The sequence below is a fragment of the Pseudonocardia sp. HH130630-07 genome (assembly GCF_001698125.1).
Taxonomy (GTDB): domain Bacteria; phylum Actinomycetota; class Actinomycetes; order Mycobacteriales; family Pseudonocardiaceae; genus Pseudonocardia.
The window spans coordinates 2,594,602-2,611,370 of the sequence record NZ_CP013854.1; the positions used below are offsets into that span (position 1 = coordinate 2,594,602).

Annotated in this window: 12 protein-coding genes and 3 pseudogenes; 8 read left to right on the plus strand and 7 right to left on the minus strand. The window is 73.9% G+C overall.

Features of this window, described 5'->3' with window-relative positions; genetic code table 11:
- Position 1 precedes the first annotated feature (1 nt).
- The 3 genes from AFB00_RS12665 to AFB00_RS12675 all read left to right on the plus strand — a co-directional run bounded on the left by AFB00_RS12665 (position 2) and on the right by AFB00_RS12675 (position 2,812).
- Positions 2–886: a MaoC/PaaZ C-terminal domain-containing protein gene (locus AFB00_RS12665; RefSeq protein ID WP_068797407.1), complete on the plus strand. Its 885-nt coding sequence runs from the start codon at positions 2–4 to the stop codon at positions 884–886.
- Positions 887–1,220: 334 nt separating this feature from the next.
- Positions 1,221–2,390: a pyridoxal phosphate-dependent aminotransferase gene (locus AFB00_RS12670; RefSeq protein WP_068797408.1), complete on the plus strand. Its 1,170-nt coding sequence runs from the start codon at positions 1,221–1,223 to the stop codon at positions 2,388–2,390.
- A complete protein-coding gene (locus AFB00_RS12675) occupies positions 2,387–2,812 on the plus strand; it encodes a polyketide cyclase (protein WP_068797409.1) in 426 nt (141 codons plus the stop codon). The genes AFB00_RS12670 and AFB00_RS12675 overlap by 4 nt, the downstream gene beginning before the upstream one ends.
- Here the strand turns inward: AFB00_RS12675 and AFB00_RS12680 are convergent.
- Positions 2,784–3,464, minus strand: coding sequence for a VC0807 family protein (locus tag AFB00_RS12680; RefSeq protein WP_068797410.1), 681 nt, complete (start codon positions 3,462–3,464; stop codon positions 2,784–2,786). The genes AFB00_RS12675 and AFB00_RS12680 overlap by 29 nt on opposite strands.
- Before the next feature lie 146 nt (positions 3,465–3,610).
- The gene (locus tag AFB00_RS12685) at positions 3,611–4,831 is read right to left on the minus strand and encodes a cytochrome P450 (RefSeq protein ID WP_068800254.1); all 1,221 of its coding nucleotides are present in this window, start codon (positions 4,829–4,831) and stop codon (positions 3,611–3,613) included.
- 126 nt (positions 4,832–4,957) lie between these two features.
- Here AFB00_RS12685 and AFB00_RS12690 point away from each other — a divergent pair, with 126 nt between their 5' ends.
- The 3 genes and pseudogenes from AFB00_RS12690 to AFB00_RS31780 all read left to right on the plus strand — a co-directional run bounded on the left by AFB00_RS12690 (position 4,958) and on the right by AFB00_RS31780 (position 7,592).
- The gene (locus AFB00_RS12690) at positions 4,958–5,704 is read left to right on the plus strand and encodes a TetR/AcrR family transcriptional regulator (protein ID WP_156819513.1); all 747 of its coding nucleotides are present in this window, start codon (positions 4,958–4,960) and stop codon (positions 5,702–5,704) included.
- A gap of 46 nt (positions 5,705–5,750) precedes the next feature.
- Positions 5,751–6,648 (plus strand): annotated as a pseudogene (locus AFB00_RS33190) (IS5 family transposase).
- A 46-nt stretch (positions 6,649–6,694) separates the two neighbouring features.
- A pseudogene (locus AFB00_RS31780) lies at positions 6,695–7,592 on the plus strand (IS5 family transposase).
- Here the strand turns inward: AFB00_RS31780 and AFB00_RS12715 are convergent.
- Positions 7,589–8,473: an alpha/beta hydrolase gene (locus tag AFB00_RS12715; RefSeq protein WP_068796238.1), complete on the minus strand. Its 885-nt coding sequence runs from the start codon at positions 8,471–8,473 to the stop codon at positions 7,589–7,591. The pseudogene AFB00_RS31780 and the gene AFB00_RS12715 sit on opposite strands and share 4 nt — an antisense overlap.
- 300 nt (positions 8,474–8,773) lie before the next feature.
- A complete protein-coding gene (locus tag AFB00_RS12720; protein WP_068796239.1) occupies positions 8,774–9,733 on the minus strand; it encodes a hypothetical protein in 960 nt (319 codons plus the stop codon).
- A gap of 110 nt (positions 9,734–9,843) precedes the next feature.
- Here AFB00_RS12720 and AFB00_RS12725 point away from each other — a divergent pair, with 110 nt between their 5' ends.
- Together AFB00_RS12725 and AFB00_RS12730 are read left to right on the plus strand one after the other, a co-directional pair.
- Complete coding sequence (locus AFB00_RS12725) at positions 9,844–11,415, plus strand: adenylate/guanylate cyclase domain-containing protein (RefSeq protein WP_068796240.1); 1,572 nt, start codon at positions 9,844–9,846, stop codon at positions 11,413–11,415.
- Between the two features lie 64 nt (positions 11,416–11,479).
- Entirely contained in the window at positions 11,480–13,072 is a 1,593-nt protein-coding gene (locus AFB00_RS12730) for an acyl-CoA synthetase (RefSeq protein ID WP_068800018.1), read from the plus strand.
- Here the strand turns inward: AFB00_RS12730 and AFB00_RS36180 are convergent.
- The 3 genes and pseudogenes from AFB00_RS36180 to AFB00_RS12745 all read right to left on the minus strand — a co-directional run bounded on the left by AFB00_RS36180 (position 13,069) and on the right by AFB00_RS12745 (position 16,763).
- Positions 13,069–14,006: pseudogene (locus tag AFB00_RS36180) on the minus strand (IS5 family transposase). The gene AFB00_RS12730 and the pseudogene AFB00_RS36180 overlap by 4 nt on opposite strands.
- A gap of 67 nt (positions 14,007–14,073) precedes the next feature.
- Complete coding sequence (locus AFB00_RS12740) at positions 14,074–14,736, minus strand: SIMPL domain-containing protein (protein ID WP_068797411.1); 663 nt, start codon at positions 14,734–14,736, stop codon at positions 14,074–14,076.
- On the minus strand, positions 14,733–16,763 hold the full coding sequence (locus AFB00_RS12745) for a prolyl oligopeptidase family serine peptidase (RefSeq protein WP_083275485.1): 2,031 nt from the start codon (positions 16,761–16,763) through the stop codon (positions 14,733–14,735). Before AFB00_RS12745 ends, AFB00_RS12740 begins: the two co-directional genes overlap by 4 nt.
- Positions 16,764–16,769 lie beyond the last annotated feature (6 nt).

Below are 16,769 nucleotides of genomic sequence, written 5' to 3' on the forward strand. Positions count from 1 at the left end.
GATGACGGGTCCCGCCGGTCGCACCACCACCGAGCTGACGGGCCCGCCCGCGCTCGGCCCGCGCTACGCCGCGGCCGCGGTGTCGGCCGTGCTGCCCGGTGGCCGGCCGCGCGAGCTGCCGGCCCGCGAGATCGTCCGCCGCGGGGTCACGGTCGATCCGGGGCACCTCGCGGACTACGCGCGGGTCTGCGGGTTCCGGGTCGGTGACGCGCTCCCGCTCACCTACCCGCACCTGCTGACGTTCCCGCTGCAGGTCGTGCTGATGGCCGACCGCGCGTTCCCACTCGCGCTGCCCGGGATGGTGCACATCGCGAACCGGATCACCGCGCACCGGGGGATCGCCACGGACGAGACGCTCGACGTCCAGGTGTACGCGGAGCGGTTCGGCCGCCACCCGAAGGGCGCCCGGGTGGACCTCGTCGGGATCGTCTCGGCGGGTGGCGAGCCGGTCTGGGAGGGGCGCAGCACCTACCTGGCCCGCGGCGCGCGGGCGCCGTCGGAGGTGACCGGACCCGGCATCGACGAGCCGGACGCCCCCACCGGGCCGGCGAGCGCGCTGTGGCGGGTCGGCGCGGACACCGGCCGTCGATACGCCGCGGTCTCCGGCGACGTGAACCCGATCCACCTGCACCCGCTCACCGCGCGGGCGACGGGTTTCCCGCGGGCGATCGCGCACGGCATGTGGACGGCGGCGCGCGCCGCGGCGTCGCTGGCGGGCCGGATCCCGGACGCCTGCACCTACGACGTCGCGTTCCGCAGCCCGTTGCTGCTCCCGTCCCGGGCGGAGCTGGTCACCGCGCCCGGCGCCGGCGGCGCGTGGGGTCTCGCGGTCCGCAGCGCAAGGAAACCGGAAAGGGTGCACCTGACCGGCCGGATCGACGGGTAGACCGGAGTCGTCACCCGGCCGGGTGGCTCTGAATCGGTCCACAGGCCGGTTCAGCAACGCAACCCCGGTGACGGGCGTCCACCTCTACGTCCACCATCGGTCATCCGACAGCAGTGAGGAGGTCACCCATGAGCACCACGACCATCGAGGACACTGTCGACACCGAGGAGCAGGACGAGACGCACATCGTCCGCGGCCTCGACTGACCGCGCCGGAAGCCCGCCCGGCGGCGGTGGAACCCACCGCGCCCACCAGCGGGCCCGGGCCCGTACTCCGGCAGCGCAGAACCTCGATCAGGGGCTGCGCCGCCCGGGTGCCGGTCTAGGGTCGGGGCATGCTCGTCGAGCGCATGCGCCCGTTCACCTCCACGATCTTCACCGAGATCTCCCGGCTCGCGGTCGAGACCGGTGCGATCAACCTCGGTCAGGGTTTCCCGGACACCGACGGCCCGGCCTCCCTGCTCGCCGACGCCGCCGCGAACATCACCGAGCGCGGCGCCAACCAGTACCCGCCCGGCCCCGGCGTGCCGGCCCTGCGCGCTGCGGTGGCCGAGCACCAGCGCCGCTTCCACGGCCTCACGGTCGACCCGGCCGACGTCGTCGTCACCACCGGGGCGACCGAGGCGATCGCGGCGACCCTGCTGGGGCTGTGCGGCCCCGGCGACGAGGTCGTCGTCTTCGAGCCCACCTACGACTCCTACGCCGCGTCCGTCGCGCTCGCCGGTGCCACCCTGAAGCCGGTCCTGCTGCACCCGCCGGCCTTCGGCTTCGACGACGACGAGCTGGCCGCCGCGTTCTCCGACCGCACCCGGGTGGTGCTGGTCAACACCCCGCACAACCCGACCGGGACGGTGTTCACGCCCGCGCAGCTGACCCGGATCGGGGAGCTGGCCGTCGCCCACGACGCGGTGATCGTGACCGACGAGGTCTACGAGCACATGACCTACGACGGCGTCCGGCACGTCCCGACGGCCACGCTGCCGGGCCTCGCCGAGCGGACGCTGACGATCTCCTCGGCCGGCAAGACGTTCTCGGTCACCGGCTGGAAGGTCGGCTGGGTGCACGGGCCGCCGGAGCTGGTCGCGGCGCCGCGGGCGGTGAAGCAGTTCCTCACCTTCCACGGCGGCGCGCCGTTCCAGCCGGCCGTGGCGAACGCGCTCGCGCTCGGCGACGACTTCTACGCAGGCGTCACCGCCGACCTGACCCGCAAGCGGGACCTGCTCTCGGCCGGGCTGCGGGCCGCCGGGTTCGACGTGCTCATCCCGCAGGGCACCTACTTCGTCGTCGCGGACCCGCGCCCGCTCGGGTTCGACGACGGCGTCGAGCTGGCCTGGGCGCTGCCGGAGCGGTGCGGGGTCGCGGCCGTCCCGATGTCGGTGTTCTGCCCGACCGGTGCGGGGGCGGCGGCGACCCGGCCGCTGGTGCGGTTCGCGTTCTGCAAGCGGGACGAGGTGCTGGCCGAGGCCGCGGAGCGGCTCGCCGGACTCGCCACGGCGACGTCATGAGGGTCGTGGGGTCCCGGCACGTCGGCGTCGTCGTCGCCGTGCCGCCCGGGACGGTCTACGCCTGGGTCCGCGACCCGCGGAACCTGCCGCGCTGGGCGGCCGGGGTCGGGGACCGGATCGAGGAGCGGGACGGCCGGTGGCTGGTCCCCGGCGGCCCGCTGGGGGAGATCGAGATCCGGTTCGTCCCGGAGAACGCCTGGGGCGTGCTGGACCACGAGGTGGTCCTGCCGTCGGGGGAGGTCGCGTACAACCCGCTGCGGGTGGTGCCGCACCCGCTGGGCGCGGAGATCGTGTTCAGCGTGCGCCGCGCCCCGGCGGCGACCGACGCGGAGTTCGAGCGCGACGTCGCCGCCGTCGTCGCGGACCTGGAGCGGTTGCGCGGGCTGCTGGAGGTCACGCCCCGGCCCGGACCGCCCGCCTGAGCATGACCGCCAGCAGCGCGGACAGCCCGGTCCACACCGCGATCGACTGCACCGCCAGCACCGGGACCGCGACGGCCACCGGCAGCGTGTAGGCCAGCGCCACCCGCAGCACCGCCTCCCCGGCCATGACCAGCGCGGCGACCGTGGTGGCCCGGGTCAGCAGCCGCCGGAACGCGGCGTTGGTGCGCCACTGGCGGTCCAGCAGCTCCGGCAGCTCCGGGCGCTGCATCCGGCCGAACGAGCACATCGCGGTGTAGACCAGCGGTCGCACCCGCAGCAGCAGGGAGCCGCCGAGCAGCACCGCCAGCACGACCGTGCCCAGCGCCTCGCGGGCGACGGCGAACCGGGCGTCCCCGCTGACGAGCGACGTCGCGAGGCCGATCCCGATGGTCGCCAGCACGATCCCGCCCACCGGCTCGATCCGCCGGGAGCGGACCGCCTGCACCAGCACGTGGCAGGCCGGTGGCAGCGCCGACCAGGCCAGCGCCGCGACGTCGGAGAACCCGCGGGCGGTCAGCACCAGGTAGACCAGGTACGGCAGGAGCGCGTCGACGAGCAGCGACGGTCCCGCGGAACGCAGGAACGCCCGGGGCCCGCCGCCTCCGGACGGCGTCGGGACGGGTGTGGTGCGGTCGGTGTCCGCCGGGGTCATCGCGGGGCCTCCTCGTCGTGGGTGACGGGATCGAGCCTCGCGCCGGAGAGGGGTGTGGGGGATCAACCTCCGGGTCGAGCCCGGGTGGAGATCGGCCGCACCGGCACGGGTGGCGCCGGCGCGGCCGTGGCCTGCCGGTCAGCCCCTCACCAGGTGACGGGGAGCTGCCAGGCGCCGAAGATGGCGGCGTCGTCCTTGAAGTCGATCTCGTCCGGCTGCGCGGCCAGCCGCAGGCCGGGGATCCGGCGCAGCAGCGTCTCGAAGACGACCTCGAGCTCCAGCCGGGCGAGGTTCTGCCCGAGGCACTGGTGCGGGCCGTAGCCGAACGCGAGGTGCCGGCGGCTGCCGCGGGTCAGGTCGAGGTCCTCGGGCCCGTCGAACGCGCGCGGATCGCGGTTGGCGGCCAGGCCGGAGACCACGACGCCCTCCCCGGCGCGGATCGTCCGGCCGGCGAGCTCGACGTCGGCGGTGGCGACCCGCGAGGTGGCGGTCTCGACGATGCTGAACCAGCGCAGCAGCTCCTCGATCGCCGCCGGGATCGCGTCCGGGTCCGCGGCGAGCGCGGCCCGCTGCCCGTCGTCGCGCAGCAGCGTGAGCGTGCCGAGCGAGATCATGTTCGCGGTGGTCTCGTGCCCGGCCGCGAGCAGCAGGAACGCCGTGCTGACCAGTCCCTCGCGGTCGAGGGTGCCCGCGGCGCGCTGCGCCGCGACCTGCCGGCCGAGCAGGTCGTCGGTGGGCTCGGCGTCCTTGCGGGTGAGCAGCTCGCCGAGGTAGCCGCGCAGCTCGTCGAGGGCGCGGGCCTTGTCCCCGGGCGGGGAGCTGCGCCGGATCAGCGTGGCCGTGCGGGCCTGGAAGAAGTCGTGGTCGGCGTAGGGCACGCCGAGCATCTCGCAGATCACCAGCGAGGGGACCGGCAGCGACAGGGCCTGCACCAGGTCGACCGGGTGCTCCTCGGCCGCGAGCATCTCGTCGACGAACCCGTCGACGATCTCCTGGATCCGCGGCCGCAGCGCCTGCAGCCGCCGCACGGTGAACTCGCCGAGCACCGCGCGCCGGGCCCGCGAGTGCTCCTCGCCGTCCATCCCGATCATCGACGGCGGCTGGCTGCGGAACCGTTCGCGGGTCTCGGCGTCGCCACCGGGCAGCGGGAACCGGGGCAGCCGCCGGTCGGAGGAGAAGCGCCGGTCGGACAGCACGGTCCGGCCCTCCTCGTGGCCGGTCACCCACCACGCGCTCTCCCCGCCCTGCAGCGTCACCTCGCGCACCGGCGAGATCGCGCGCATCTCGGCGTCCTGCGCGCGGGCGGCGAAGGGACACCCCCGTTCGCGCGGGAACACCGTGTCGGGCTCGGCGATCGCGTCGGTCATGGTCCGCACCTCGCACTCCATGTGGAATGAGTTCGTCCACTTACGAGCGTAGCTATCCGGAGGAAACTCGTCCACTTCACCGACCGCCGCCCGGGCGCCGTGCCCCGGACGTGAGACGATCCGCCCGTGACGAGGTCGGATGCGCGGGACGATTCGGGCGGGACGACGACGCGCGCCGAGCCGTCGTCGGGCACGCGGCTGCGCGCGGACGCCGAGCGCAACCGCCGGCAGATCCTGCGGGCCGCGCAGGACCTGTTCGGCCGGGTGGGCCCCGCGGTGCCGATGGAGGAGATCGCGCGGGCGGCGGGCGTCGGCGTCGCGACCCTGTACCGGCGCTTCCCCGACCGCGACCGGCTGATCGAGGCGGTCAGCCACGACCTGCTGGAGCGGCTCGTCGAGATGGCCCGGCGGGTGGAGCGCGACGAACCCGACCCGGCCGTCGCACTGGCCACCCTGCTGCGCTCGGCGCTCGACCTGCGGCTGAGCGTGCTGCTCTCGGTGGCCTCGACGCGCGTCTACCAGCAGGTGCGCGACGCCCCGGCCACCCGGGAGGGGCGCGGCGAGGTGATCGCGACCGCGGAGCGGTTGCTGCGCCGGGCCCAGGCCGCGGGATCGGTCCGGGCCGACATCGGGATCGGTGACGCGATCCTGCCCCTGGTCCTGGTGTCGCAGGTGGACACGGGATCCGCCGGCACCGACCCGACCGTCCTGGACCGGCTCTTCGCCCTGGTCATGGACGGCCTGCGGACCGGACCCGGGCAGCCGCTGCCCGGGCCGCCCCTGGGCTTCGACGCGATCGGGCTGGGCCGCCGCGCCCCCGGCGCGGGCCCCGGGGAGGCGCCCGCGCCGGTGGACCACGCGGGCAGGACCTAGGGCGTGTCTCCCAGATAGGCGGAGCGGGGTGCGCGATGCTTGATCGGTGCCGCGTACCGCTGTCCTGACTGATGCCCAGTGGGCCCGTCTGGCGCCGCTGTTGCCCTCCTCCGAGGGTCGTCGCGGGCGCCCGTTCCGCGATGACCGCCGGGTGCTCGAGGGGATCATCTACCGGTATCGGTGCGGGCTTCCCTGGCGCGACGTCCCAGCCGAGTTCGGGCCGTGGCAGACGTTGTGGAAGCGGCACCGCCGCTACAGCGGCGACGGCACCTGGGACCACATCCTGGCTGCTCTTCTGGTCGAGGCCGACGCCGCCGAGGTGCTCGGGTGGGCGGTCAGCGTGGACTCCACGATCATCCGTGCCCACCAGCACGCCGCGACCCTCAAGCGCGACACAGGGGGCCGGATCGAACTACACGAATCTGCTCGCCGAACCAGCAGATCACGCGCTGGGACGGTCCCGCGGAGGGCTGTCGACGAAGATCCACCAGCTCGTTGACGGGCACGGCCGCCCGCTGGTGGTCCTCCTCGGCCCCGGCCAGGGCGGCGACTCGCCAATGTTTCCGCACCTGATGGCGCGCCTGAGCATCGCCCGACCGGGCCCGGGACGACCCCGGACCCGGCCTGAACGCGTGCGCGCGGACAAGGCCTACTCCTCACGCGCGATCCGCCGGCACCTGCGCGAGCGCCGGATCATCGCTGTCATTCCGGAGCCCTCTGACCAGCAGGGACACCGCAAACGACGGGGCTCACGCGGTGGCCGACCGCCCGCATTCGATCCGGTCGACTACCGAAACCGCAACGTCGTCGAGTGCGGGTTCTGCCACGTCAAGCAGTGGCGCGGGCTGGCCACCCGTTACGACAAGCTCGCCCTGACCTTCCGCGGCGGCGCCGTCCTGAAGGCGATCGTCACCTGGCTCCGCGCATTGGGAGACACACCCTAGGGCGTGTCTCCCAGATAGGCGGACCGGGGTGCGCGATGCTTGATCGGTGCCGCGTACCGCTGTCCTGACTGATGCCCAGTGGGCCCGTCTGGCGCCGCTGTTGCCCTCCTCCGAGGGTCGTCGCGGGCGCCCGTTCCGCGATGACCGCCGGGTGCTCGAGGGGATCATCTACCGGTATCGGTGCGGGCTTCCCTGGCGCGACGTCCCAGCCGAGTTCGGGCCGTGGCAGACGTTGTGGAAGCGGCACCGCCGCTACAGCGGCGACGGCACCTGGGACCACATCCTGGCTGCTCTTCTGGTCGAGGCCGACGCCGCCGAGGTGCTCGGGTGGGCGGTCAGCGTGGACTCCACGATCATCCGTGCCCACCAGCACGCCGCGACCCTCAAGCGCGACACAGGGGGCCGGATCGAACTACACGAATCTGCTCGCCGAACCAGCAGATCACGCGCTGGGACGGTCCCGCGGAGGGCTGTCGACGAAGATCCACCAGCTCGTTGACGGGCACGGCCGCCCGCTGGTGGTCCTCCTCGGCCCCGGCCAGGGCGGCGACTCGCCAATGTTTCCGCACCTGATGGCGCGCCTGAGCATCGCCCGACCGGGCCCGGGACGACCCCGGACCCGGCCTGAACGCGTGCGCGCGGACAAGGCCTACTCCTCACGCGCGATCCGCCGGCACCTGCGCGAGCGCCGGATCATCGCTGTCATTCCGGAGCCCTCTGACCAGCAGGGACACCGCAAACGACGGGGCTCACGCGGTGGCCGACCGCCCGCATTCGATCCGGTCGACTACCGAAACCGCAACGTCGTCGAGTGCGGGTTCTGCCACGTCAAGCAGTGGCGCGGGCTGGCCACCCGTTACGACAAGCTCGCCCTGACCTTCCGCGGCGGCGCCGTCCTGAAGGCGATCGTCACCTGGCTCCGCGCATTGGGAGACACACCCTAGTCGCCGGCCCCGGGCCGCGAGTGGCACACCTTGAGGTAGTCCAGGAACGACGCCTGCAGCCCGGTCACGTGGGTCTCCCGCAACAGCGCCCGGGTGACGTCCGGCGCCCGGTCCGTGCGCTGCAGCCGGTCGACGACGTCGAGCACGTTCTGCGCCAGCCTGCGGTAGATCGCGACGTCCCCGAGTGCCTCGAGCTCGTTCACGGTGACGTGCAGCCGCGGGGCGACCGGATCCGCGGGACGTGCCGGGAGGGCGTCGATCATGGTGAAGATCCGGCTGGCGGGGGTGATGACGCCGGGACTGCCCGCACCGAAGCTGGCGAACGGCGCCGCGCCGCGCAGCCACGCGTAGAGGGCGAAGAGCCCGCCGTAGGAGTAGCCGAAGAGCCCGTGCCCGGAATCGGCGACCGGGTACCGGGACCGGAGGTGCGGGTGGAGCTCGTCGGTCAGGAAGTCGAGGAAGAGATCGGCCCGGGTGTCCGCGAGCTCGGTGAGGTAGGCGGCCATCTTCTCCTGCGACATCGCGCCCGAGTCCCGGGCCGCCTCGAGGGTGGACACCATGTCCTCGGCGACGGGTTCCCCCGGCGGCACGAAGTCGCGGTTGCGCAGCCGCTCCCAGTGCCCGGCGTCCTCGCCCGCGTAGCCGATGCTGACCTGGATGTAGGGGGCGACCGTCAGGTACGGGTCGGCCTGGACGACGACGAGGGGAGCGGTGACGCCCACCGTCCAGTTGCCGTCGAGCACGTACATCAGGGGCAGGGGGCCCGTGGCGTCGGTGTGGCCGGGGGGCATGGTCACCCAGATGCCGTAACTGCGCCCGGACTGCGCCGTGAGCTCGACGTAGTCGGTGTCGGCGAGGCAACCGTGCAGCATGCTGCTCATCCACTGTCCTTCCGCGACGGCGGTGTACTGCGGTGTGCTGCGGCGGGCGCCACGGCACACGACAGGTGTCCGGGGCCAGTCTCCGTCGTGATCGACGCGCGGGCACCGGCAGACGGTCGCCCGTCGATCCGGTGTCACGCGACATCCGTCGCGGCCGCGCCCGCCGATCCCGCACCCGGCCCCGCACCCGGCCCCGGCCCCGGCCCCGGCCCCGGGACCATGGTGATCGGAACGTCGGCGACGTCCGGTGCCGCTGCCGGCACCGGACGCAGCCGAATCTCCGATCACCGCGGCCGGCTCCTAGTCACCGGTCGAGCCGGACCCGGGTTGCGGGTCCTCCGGCGGTTCCAGGAACGCCAGGTCGACGGCCGGGGGCCGGTCCGGGCCGTAGACCGGGCTCCAGGACTCGCGCGTCCCGTCCCGGACCCGCAGGACCCGCAGGTCAGCCGGCTGTATCAACAGCTCGGTCCAGTTCTCGTGGGTGTCGGGATGGGCGGCGTCGGCGATGTGCTCGTACGCGTCCGCCGCGTGGACGAACGCCGTCCGCCAGGCGATCGCGGCCGCCCGGATCCGGTCCACGTCGGCGGGATCGGCACCGGGTCCGGAGAGCTCGTGCAGGATCCGGCGGACCCGGCGCAGGTCCTCGATCACCACGCCGATCGCGCCGAGCGTCTCGGCACTGCGCTGCGCGGACAGCATCACCTGGGCCCAGCGTGCGGTGATCACCCGTGCGGAGTCGATGGCCCGGCGGATCACGGTCAGCGCGGTCCGCCGCCACCGCTCGTCGCCGATCAGGACGGCGAGCCGCTCGACGTCCGGGGGCAGCGGTGCGACCCGGTGCACGATCTCCAGCTCGGAGGCCGGTGCGAGGCCCCGGCGGGCGAACGCCGCCTCGATCTCGGTGCGCTCGTGCTCGCGGATCCCGAAGTCGGCGTCGCCCGAGCCCGTCCCGCCGTTCAGCAGGCCCCACAGCGCGCGCCGGGCGGCGAGCGGCGCACGGGCCACCGCCCCGTAGGCCGTGACCTCGATGATCCGGTAGCGCCGGGCGTCCTGCCGGGCGATCCACCACTCCACCAGCGTGGCGCCGACCAGCAGGAACAGTAGCGACGACACCACGTTGGTGAGCATCGCGTGCTCGGCCCAGAACTCCGTCAGCACGCCGGACGGCCAGTCCCCGAGCACCAGTACCAGGACGAGCGCCGCGGCCAGCGCTCCGATCCCGAGCGCGCCCCGGGCCGCACCGGTCGTCCGTCGTCCCACCACGCGCCCCCCGCCTCCGGTCCACCGTGGAGCCTGCCGGACGTCTCGCCCGGGCGTGGCGGTTCACCGGACGCGGGCCCGGATCACCCTTTCGGCCTAGACTCCGGCGCATGGCGGAGCAACGGCAGGCCCGGGCGGGGCGCCCGGTCGTCGGTCTGTCGGTCCGCGCGTTGCTGGCACTCGTCGTCACGACGGCGAACGTCGGCGGGGCGGCGGTCGTCCTGGTGCTCGCGGCCTTCGTGCTGCCCCGCGAGGAGCTGCTGGACGCGGTCGGCATCCGGCTGGTCAACCTCGTCGTCCTCGTCGGCTACCTGCTCGTGACGCTCCCGATCGGGATCTGGTTCGGCCGCCGCGCGCTGACCGTGCGCCGGCGCTCCGCGGACCCGGAGACGGCCGAACGCCGGCTGGTGCTGCACGCCCCGGGCCGGATCACCTCGGTGGTCGCCGTGCTCTGGTTCCTCGCCGCGGTGCTGTTCTGCCTGCTCAACGTGCGCTACTCGGGGCGGCTCGCGTTCTCGGTGACGGCGACGGTGGCGATCGGCGGGGTCACCACCTGCGCGCTGTCGTTCCTGCTGGTCGAGCGGATGCTGCGACGTGCGGCGGCCCGGGTGCTGTCCGGCCGCCCGCCGCGCCGGCGGCGCCTGGTCACCGGCGTCATGATGCGGTCGGTGGGTTTCTGGGCGCTGGGCACCGCCGTCCCGGTCGCCGGGCTGATGCTCGCCGGGCTGCTCGCGCTGGTCTTCGGCGACTCCTCGCCCACCCAGCTGGGGATCACGATGCTGGCCCTGGGCGGGACGGCGATCGGCGCCGGTCTGCTGACCACGATCGGTGCCGCCCGGGCCATCGCCGATCCGGTGCTCTCGGTGCGCCGGGCGCTGGCCAGGGTGGCCGACGGCGATCTCGACGTCCGGGTGCCGGTCTACGACAACACCGAGCTGGGGCAGCTGCAGGCCGGGACGAACGGCATGGTCGAGGGCCTGCGCGAGCGCGAACGGATCCGCGACCTGTTCGGCAGGCACGTCGGCCGGGACGTCGCCGAGGCCGCGGCGGCCCGGGGCGACGAGGTCCGTCTCGGTGGCGAGCTCCGCCCGGTCGCGGTGCTGTTCGTCGATCTCGTCGGGTCGACGGCGATGGCCGAGCGCCGCCCGCCGGAGGAGGTCGTGGCGGTGCTCAACCGGTTCTTCGGCCTCGTCGTCGAGTGCGTCGAGCGGTCCGGCGGCTGGATCAACAAGTTCGAGGGCGACGCCGCGCTCGCCGTCTTCGGCGCCCCCACCGGCCTCGACGACGCGCCCGGCGCCGCGCTGGTCGCGGCCCGCAGGCTGGGTGCCCGGCTGGAGGCCGAGATGCCGGAGATCGAGGCGGGGATCGGGGTCTCGGCCGGGGACGCCGTCGCCGGCAACATCGGCGACCCGCGCCGCTACGAGTACACGGTGATCGGCGACCCGGTGAACGAGGCGGCCCGGTTGACCGAGCTGGCGAAGTCGGTGCCGGGCGGCGTGGTCGCCGCCGAGCGGGCGGTCGCCGCCGCGGGTGCCGAGGCCGCGCGGTGGCGGTCCGGCGAACCGGTCACGCTGCGCGGCCGGGACGCTCCGACCGGGATCTGCACCCCGGTCCCGAGCGGGGACGGGGAGCCGGCCCCGGACGGCTCGGGCACGTCGGACGGCGTCCGGACCGGGTCCTGACCAACCGGGCGGCGGCCCCCGTCAGGACGTGACGCCGGCCACCGCCGTCGGGCACGATGCCGCCATGAGCAGCGCCGCCCCGGAGTTCAGCGAACGGACGATCGCCGCCCTCACGCGGGCCCGCCGGCACTCGGTCGGTGACCTGCTGCACCGCACGGCACTGCGCTACCCGGACAAGCCCGCCGTCGTCGACGGCGACACCCGCTGGACGTTCGCCGAGTTCGACGCCGCGGTGAACCGCTGCGCGGCCGCGCTGGCCGGCCACGGCCTGGCCAAGGGCGACCGGCTCGCGCTGCTGTCGCGCAACAGCCGTCAGTACGGGGTGCTGGTGTTCGCCACCGCCCGGCTCGGCGTCGTGCTCGTCCCGGTCAACTTCATGCTCACCGCCGGCGAGATCGCCTACATCCTCGACCACTCCGGGGCGCGGGCGTTCGTCGTCCAGGACACGCTGGTCCCGACCGCCGAGCAGGCCCTCGCCCAGGTGCCGGTCCCGGTCCGGGTGCGGATCGGTGCGGGCGGGGACTGGCCGGACCTCGACGGGTGGATCGCCGGGACCGGCGACCCGGGGCAGCCCGACGTCGCCGTCGGTGACGACGACCCGCTGCGCCTGATGTACACCTCGGGCACCGAGTCCCGGCCGAAGGGCGTCGTGCTCACCAGCCGCTCGCTGGTGTCGCAGTACGTCTCCTGCATCGTCGACGGCGGCATGGCCCCGGACGACGTCGAGCTGCACTCGCTGCCGATGTACCACTGCGCGCAGCTGGACTGCTTCTTCTCCGTCGACGTCTACCTCGGCGCGACCAGCATCATCCTGCCCGCGCCGGACCCGGCCACCCTGCTGGCGACCATCGAGCGGGAGCGGGTCACCAAGCTGTTCTGCCCGCCGACGGTGTGGATCTCGCTGCTGCGGCACCCGGACTTCGACACCCGGGACCTGTCCAGCCTGCGCAAGGGCTACTACGGCGCGGCCGCGATGCCGGTCGAGGTGCTGCACGAGCTGGCCCGGCGGCTCCCCGACGTGGCGCTGTGGAACTTCTACGGGCAGACCGAGATGTCGCCGCTGGCCACGATCCTGTCCCCGGCCGAGCAGCTGGAGCGCGCCGGGTCCGCGGGCCGCGCCTCGCTGAACGCCGAGACCCGGGTCGTCGGCGACGACGACGAGGAGCTGCCGCCCGGCGAGGTCGGCGAGATCGTGCACCGGTCCCCGCACGCCGCGCGCGGCTACTACCGCGATGAGGACAAGACCGCCGAGGCGTTCCGGAACGGCTGGTTCCACTCCGGCGACCTCGGCGTCATGAGCGCCGACGGCTACCTCTCGGTGGTCGACCGGAAGAAGGACATGATCAAGACCGGTGGGGAGAACGTCGCCTCCCGGGAGGTGGAGGAGGCGCTCTACCTGCTCGACGGCGTCGCCGAGGTCGCGGTGTTCGGGGTCTCGCACCCGCACTGGATCGAGGCGGTGACCGCGGTCGTGGTGCCCCGCGACGGCGTGACGCTCACCGAGGACCAGGTGCACGCGCACGCCAGGGAGCGCCTCGCCGGCTACAAGCGCCCCAAGTACGTCGTGTTCGCCGGCGCGCTGCCGAAGAACCCCTCCGGCAAGATCCTCAAGCGCGAGCTGCGGGCCGAGCACTCCGGCATCGCCGGGAACGGCTAGGGCATGTCTCCCAATAGGCGTGACCAGGTGATGCAGGCGCTGAGGACGGTGGCGGCGCGATAGGTGATGGCGAGTTTGTCGTAGCGGGTGGCCAGCCCGCGCCACTGCTTGGTCAGGGTGAAGTGGCGTTCCACGACGTTGCGGCCCTTGTAGGTCTCAACGTCGAGTCCGGGTGGTCTGCCGCCGAGGGAGCCGCGGCGTTTGCGGGCGGCGATCTCGTCGCGTTTCTGCGGGATGACGGTGGTGATCGAGCGGCGGGCCAGTGCGCGCCGGTTGACCCCGGATGAGTAGGCCCGGTCGGCCACCACGGCGTCGGGTCGGGTGCGGGACCGTCCCGCGCCGAGGCGGGGGACGCGGATGTCGGCCAGGACCTGCTCGAGCATGGCGCCGTCGTTGCGCTGCCCGCCGGTCACCACCACCGCCAGCGGCCGGCCCCGCCGGTCGACCGCGGCATGGATCTTCGTCGTCAGCCCGCCACGGGAACGGCCGATGCCGTGACCTGCGGGTTCTCGCGGTCCGCCGAGCGGGCTGGGCATGAACCCGTCAGGGGATTTCGTGTAGTTCGACCGTGCCCCCTGTGTCCTGCTCGGGGCGGGTGGTGTTCGTGGCGTGCTGGTGCGCCCGGTTGATCGTGGCGTCCACCGACACCTGTCAACACCGTCCAGTCGATCTCGCCCTTGGCGTCGGCCTGGGCCAACAGTGCGGCCAGCACGGTGTCCCAGGTGCCGTCAGCGGCGTAGCGGCGGTGTCGCTTCCACACCGTTTGCCAGGGCCCGAACTGCTCCCGCGGCAGATCTCGCCAGGGGATCCCGGTTCGGTATCGGAAGATGATCCCCTCCACCACGCGGCGATCCTCGCCGAACGGGTGCCCACGCCGCCCGGCGTTGGAGGGCAGCAGCGGCCCGATCAACTGCCACTGAGCATCCGAGAGCAGCGCGAACCTCGACGAACTCACCGGCTCATCCTGCCGGCAGTCCGGACACCCATATGGGAGACACGCCCTAGCCGGGCACGACGAACTCGGCGTCGACGGCCGCCCGGATCGTCACCTCGCCCGGCTCCAGCAGCGCCCCGAGCCCGTCGTCCGGCGCGGTGGCGGCGGCCGGGGCGGCGAACGCCCGCGCGGCGAGCGGTGCCGGGGGCCCGGCGTCGATGTCGGCCACCGACCGGGGCCGCACCGGGCCCAGGTCGAGGGCGTCGGCGTAGTCCTGGGCCCGTTCGAGGGCCTCGCGCAGGGCCTGGCGGCGGGCGTCGCGCGTCGTCTCCCGGCGGTGCTCGTCGGCCAGGTCCCAGGTGATGCCGCGGATCGCGGCGCTCGCGACGTCGTGCAGCGCCGACAGCCAGCCGCCGAGCCGGGCCACGTCGTCGAACTCGACCGACACCGACACCGACGCGTGGTGCACCGGCGGCCGCGGCCGCCCGCGGTGCGTGGGCTGCTGGACCGAGGTCCGGACCTGGTCGACGACGATCCGGCGGACCGGCCCGTGGTCCGGGTCGTGCCCGGCCCGCACGTCGGTCAGGACGGTGGCGCAGTCGCGCTCGACCTGCGCCCGCACCGGCCCGGGCTCCGGCCCCTGCGCGGCCACGACGAGCCGCACGGTGCCGCGCTCCGCCGGCACCTCCCGCTCGTGCTCGCCGCGCACCCGGATCACGATCTCGCTCATGCCGCTCCTCCCGCCGGGCCGAGCCGCTGCCACAGGAACGCCGAGGCCAGTGCCGACATCCGCGCGGCCTGCGCGTTGTCCGCGGCGCCGCCGTGCCCGCCCTCGATGTTCTCGTAGTAGGTGACGTCGTGGCCCGCGGCGTCGAGCGCCGCGGCGAACTTGCGCGCGTGCCCGGGGTGCACCCGGTCGTCCCGGGTCGAGGTCAGCAGGACGACCGGCGGGTAGGACGCGTCCGGGTCGATCAGGTGGTACGGGGAGAACGTCCGGATGAACTCCCAGTCGTCGGTGTCCGGGTCGCCGTACTCGGCCATCCAGGACGCCCCGGCGAGCAGGTGGCTGTAGCGCTTCATGTCCAGCAGCGGCACCTGGACGACCACCGCCCCGAACAGCTCCGGGTACCGGACCAGCATGTTCCCGGCGAGCAGGCCGCCGTTGCTGCCGCCCTGCACGCCGAGGTGCGCCGGTGTGGTGATCCGCCGCTCGACGAGGTCGCGGGCGACGGCGGCCATGTCCTCGTAGGCCCGCGGCCGGTTCTCCCGCAGCGCCGCGCGGTGCCAGCGCGGGCCGTACTCGCCGCCGCCGCGGATGTTCGCCACCGCGTACACCCCGCCGCGCGAGAGCCAGGACCGGCTGGTCGCGCCGGAGTAGCCGGGGGTGAGCGCGATCTCGAAGCCGCCGTAGCCGTAGAGCAGGGTCGGCGCGGTGCCGTCGAACGCCAGGTCGGCCGGGCGGACCAGGAAGTACGGGACGCGGGTGCCGTCGTCGCTGGTCGCGAAGTGCTGCTCGATGGTGTGCGTGGACGCGTCGAAGAACGACGGCGAGCTCTTCAGCGGCTCCGGCTGCTCGCCGACGCGGGCGATCGACAGCGTCGCCGGGGTGAGGTAGTCGGTGACGGTGAGCCAGACGTCGTCGGACTCGTCGGGGTCGACCGCGGACACGCCGATGCTGCCGAACTCCGGCGCACCGACGAACTCCGAGGCGGCCCAGTCGCCGTCGCCGGGGGTCAGCACCGACAACCGGTTGACGACGTCGGTGAGCACGTTGAGCACGAGATGGTGCCGCGTCCAGGCGTACCCGGCCAGCGACGACGCCGGTGTCGGCGCGAACAGCACCGACCAGACCGGCGTCCCCGCCATGACGTCGTCGAACCGGGCCGCGAGCAGCGACCCGCCCGGGTGCCCGTTCCAGTCCTCCCGCAGCTCGAGGACCAGCCACTCACGCTCCACGTCGGCCACCGCCGAGTCCGGCACCGGCACCTTGCGCAGCGTCCCGCCCCCGGCCCCGTCCTCGACGAGGAACAGCTCGTCGGCGTAGAAGTCGATGGCGCGGCGCACGAAGTCGCGCTCGTAGCCGGGCGTCTGGTCGTGGAACGCCGAGACCGAGAGGTCCTCGGCCGAGCCCTCGAACACGATCGGCGCCTCGGACAGCGGGGTGCCCCGTGTCCAGCGCCGGGCGCTGCGCGGGTAGCCGGAGCTGGTCGTCGTGCCCTCGCCGAGATCGGTGGAGACCCAGAGCGTGTCCCGGTCGATCCAGCTCACGCCGCCCTTCGCCTCCGGGCGGACGAAACCGCCGTCGACCCAGGTCCGGGACTCGACGTCGAACTCGCGGGTGACGTCGGCGTCCGCCCCGCCGCGGGAGAGGTCGACCAGCGCGCGGTCCAGGCCGGGGCGCAGGAACCGGGCGCCGTGCCAGACCCAGTTCTCGCCCTCGGCCTCGTTCAGCGCGTCGAGGTCGAGCAGCACGTCCCAGTCCGGCTCCGGCTTGCGGTACTCCTCCGGCGTGGTGCGCCGCCACAGGCCGCGCGGGTTCCGCTCGTCGGTCCAGTAGTTGTAGTAGTGCCCGCCGCGGCGGGTGACCCACGGGATCCGGTCGGAGGAGTCGAGGACCTCGCGGACGCCGGACTCCAGCCCGGTGAACAGCTCGGTCCCGGTCAGGAGTGCCTCGGTGCGGGCGTTGCGGGCGGCCACCCACTCCATGGCCTCGTCGCCGGTGACGTCCTCGAGCCAGGCGTGGGGGTCGTTCGTCATGCCCCG

Bases quoted from the DNA above. Each gene is read 5' to 3' on its own strand.
- AFB00_RS12665 (WP_068797407.1), top strand. From the start codon at position 2: ATGACGGGTCCCGCCGGTCGCACCACCACCGAGCTGACGGGCCCGCCC.
- AFB00_RS12670 (WP_068797408.1), top strand. From the start codon at position 1,221: ATGCTCGTCGAGCGCATGCGCCCGTTCACCTCCACGATCTTCACCGAG.
- AFB00_RS12675 (WP_068797409.1), top strand. From the start codon at position 2,387: ATGAGGGTCGTGGGGTCCCGGCACGTCGGCGTCGTCGTCGCCGTGCCG.
- AFB00_RS12680 (WP_068797410.1), bottom strand. From the start codon at position 3,464: ATGACCCCGGCGGACACCGACCGCACCACACCCGTCCCGACGCCGTCC.
- AFB00_RS12685 (WP_068800254.1), bottom strand. From the start codon at position 4,831: ATGACCGACGCGATCGCCGAGCCCGACACGGTGTTCCCGCGCGAACGG.
- AFB00_RS12715 (WP_068796238.1), bottom strand. From the start codon at position 8,473: ATGAGCAGCATGCTGCACGGTTGCCTCGCCGACACCGACTACGTCGAG.
- AFB00_RS12725 (WP_068796240.1), top strand. From the start codon at position 9,844: ATGGCGGAGCAACGGCAGGCCCGGGCGGGGCGCCCGGTCGTCGGTCTG.
- AFB00_RS12730 (WP_068800018.1), top strand. From the start codon at position 11,480: ATGAGCAGCGCCGCCCCGGAGTTCAGCGAACGGACGATCGCCGCCCTC.
- AFB00_RS12740 (WP_068797411.1), bottom strand. From the start codon at position 14,736: ATGAGCGAGATCGTGATCCGGGTGCGCGGCGAGCACGAGCGGGAGGTG.
- AFB00_RS12745 (WP_083275485.1), bottom strand. From the start codon at position 16,763: ATGACGAACGACCCCCACGCCTGGCTCGAGGACGTCACCGGCGACGAG.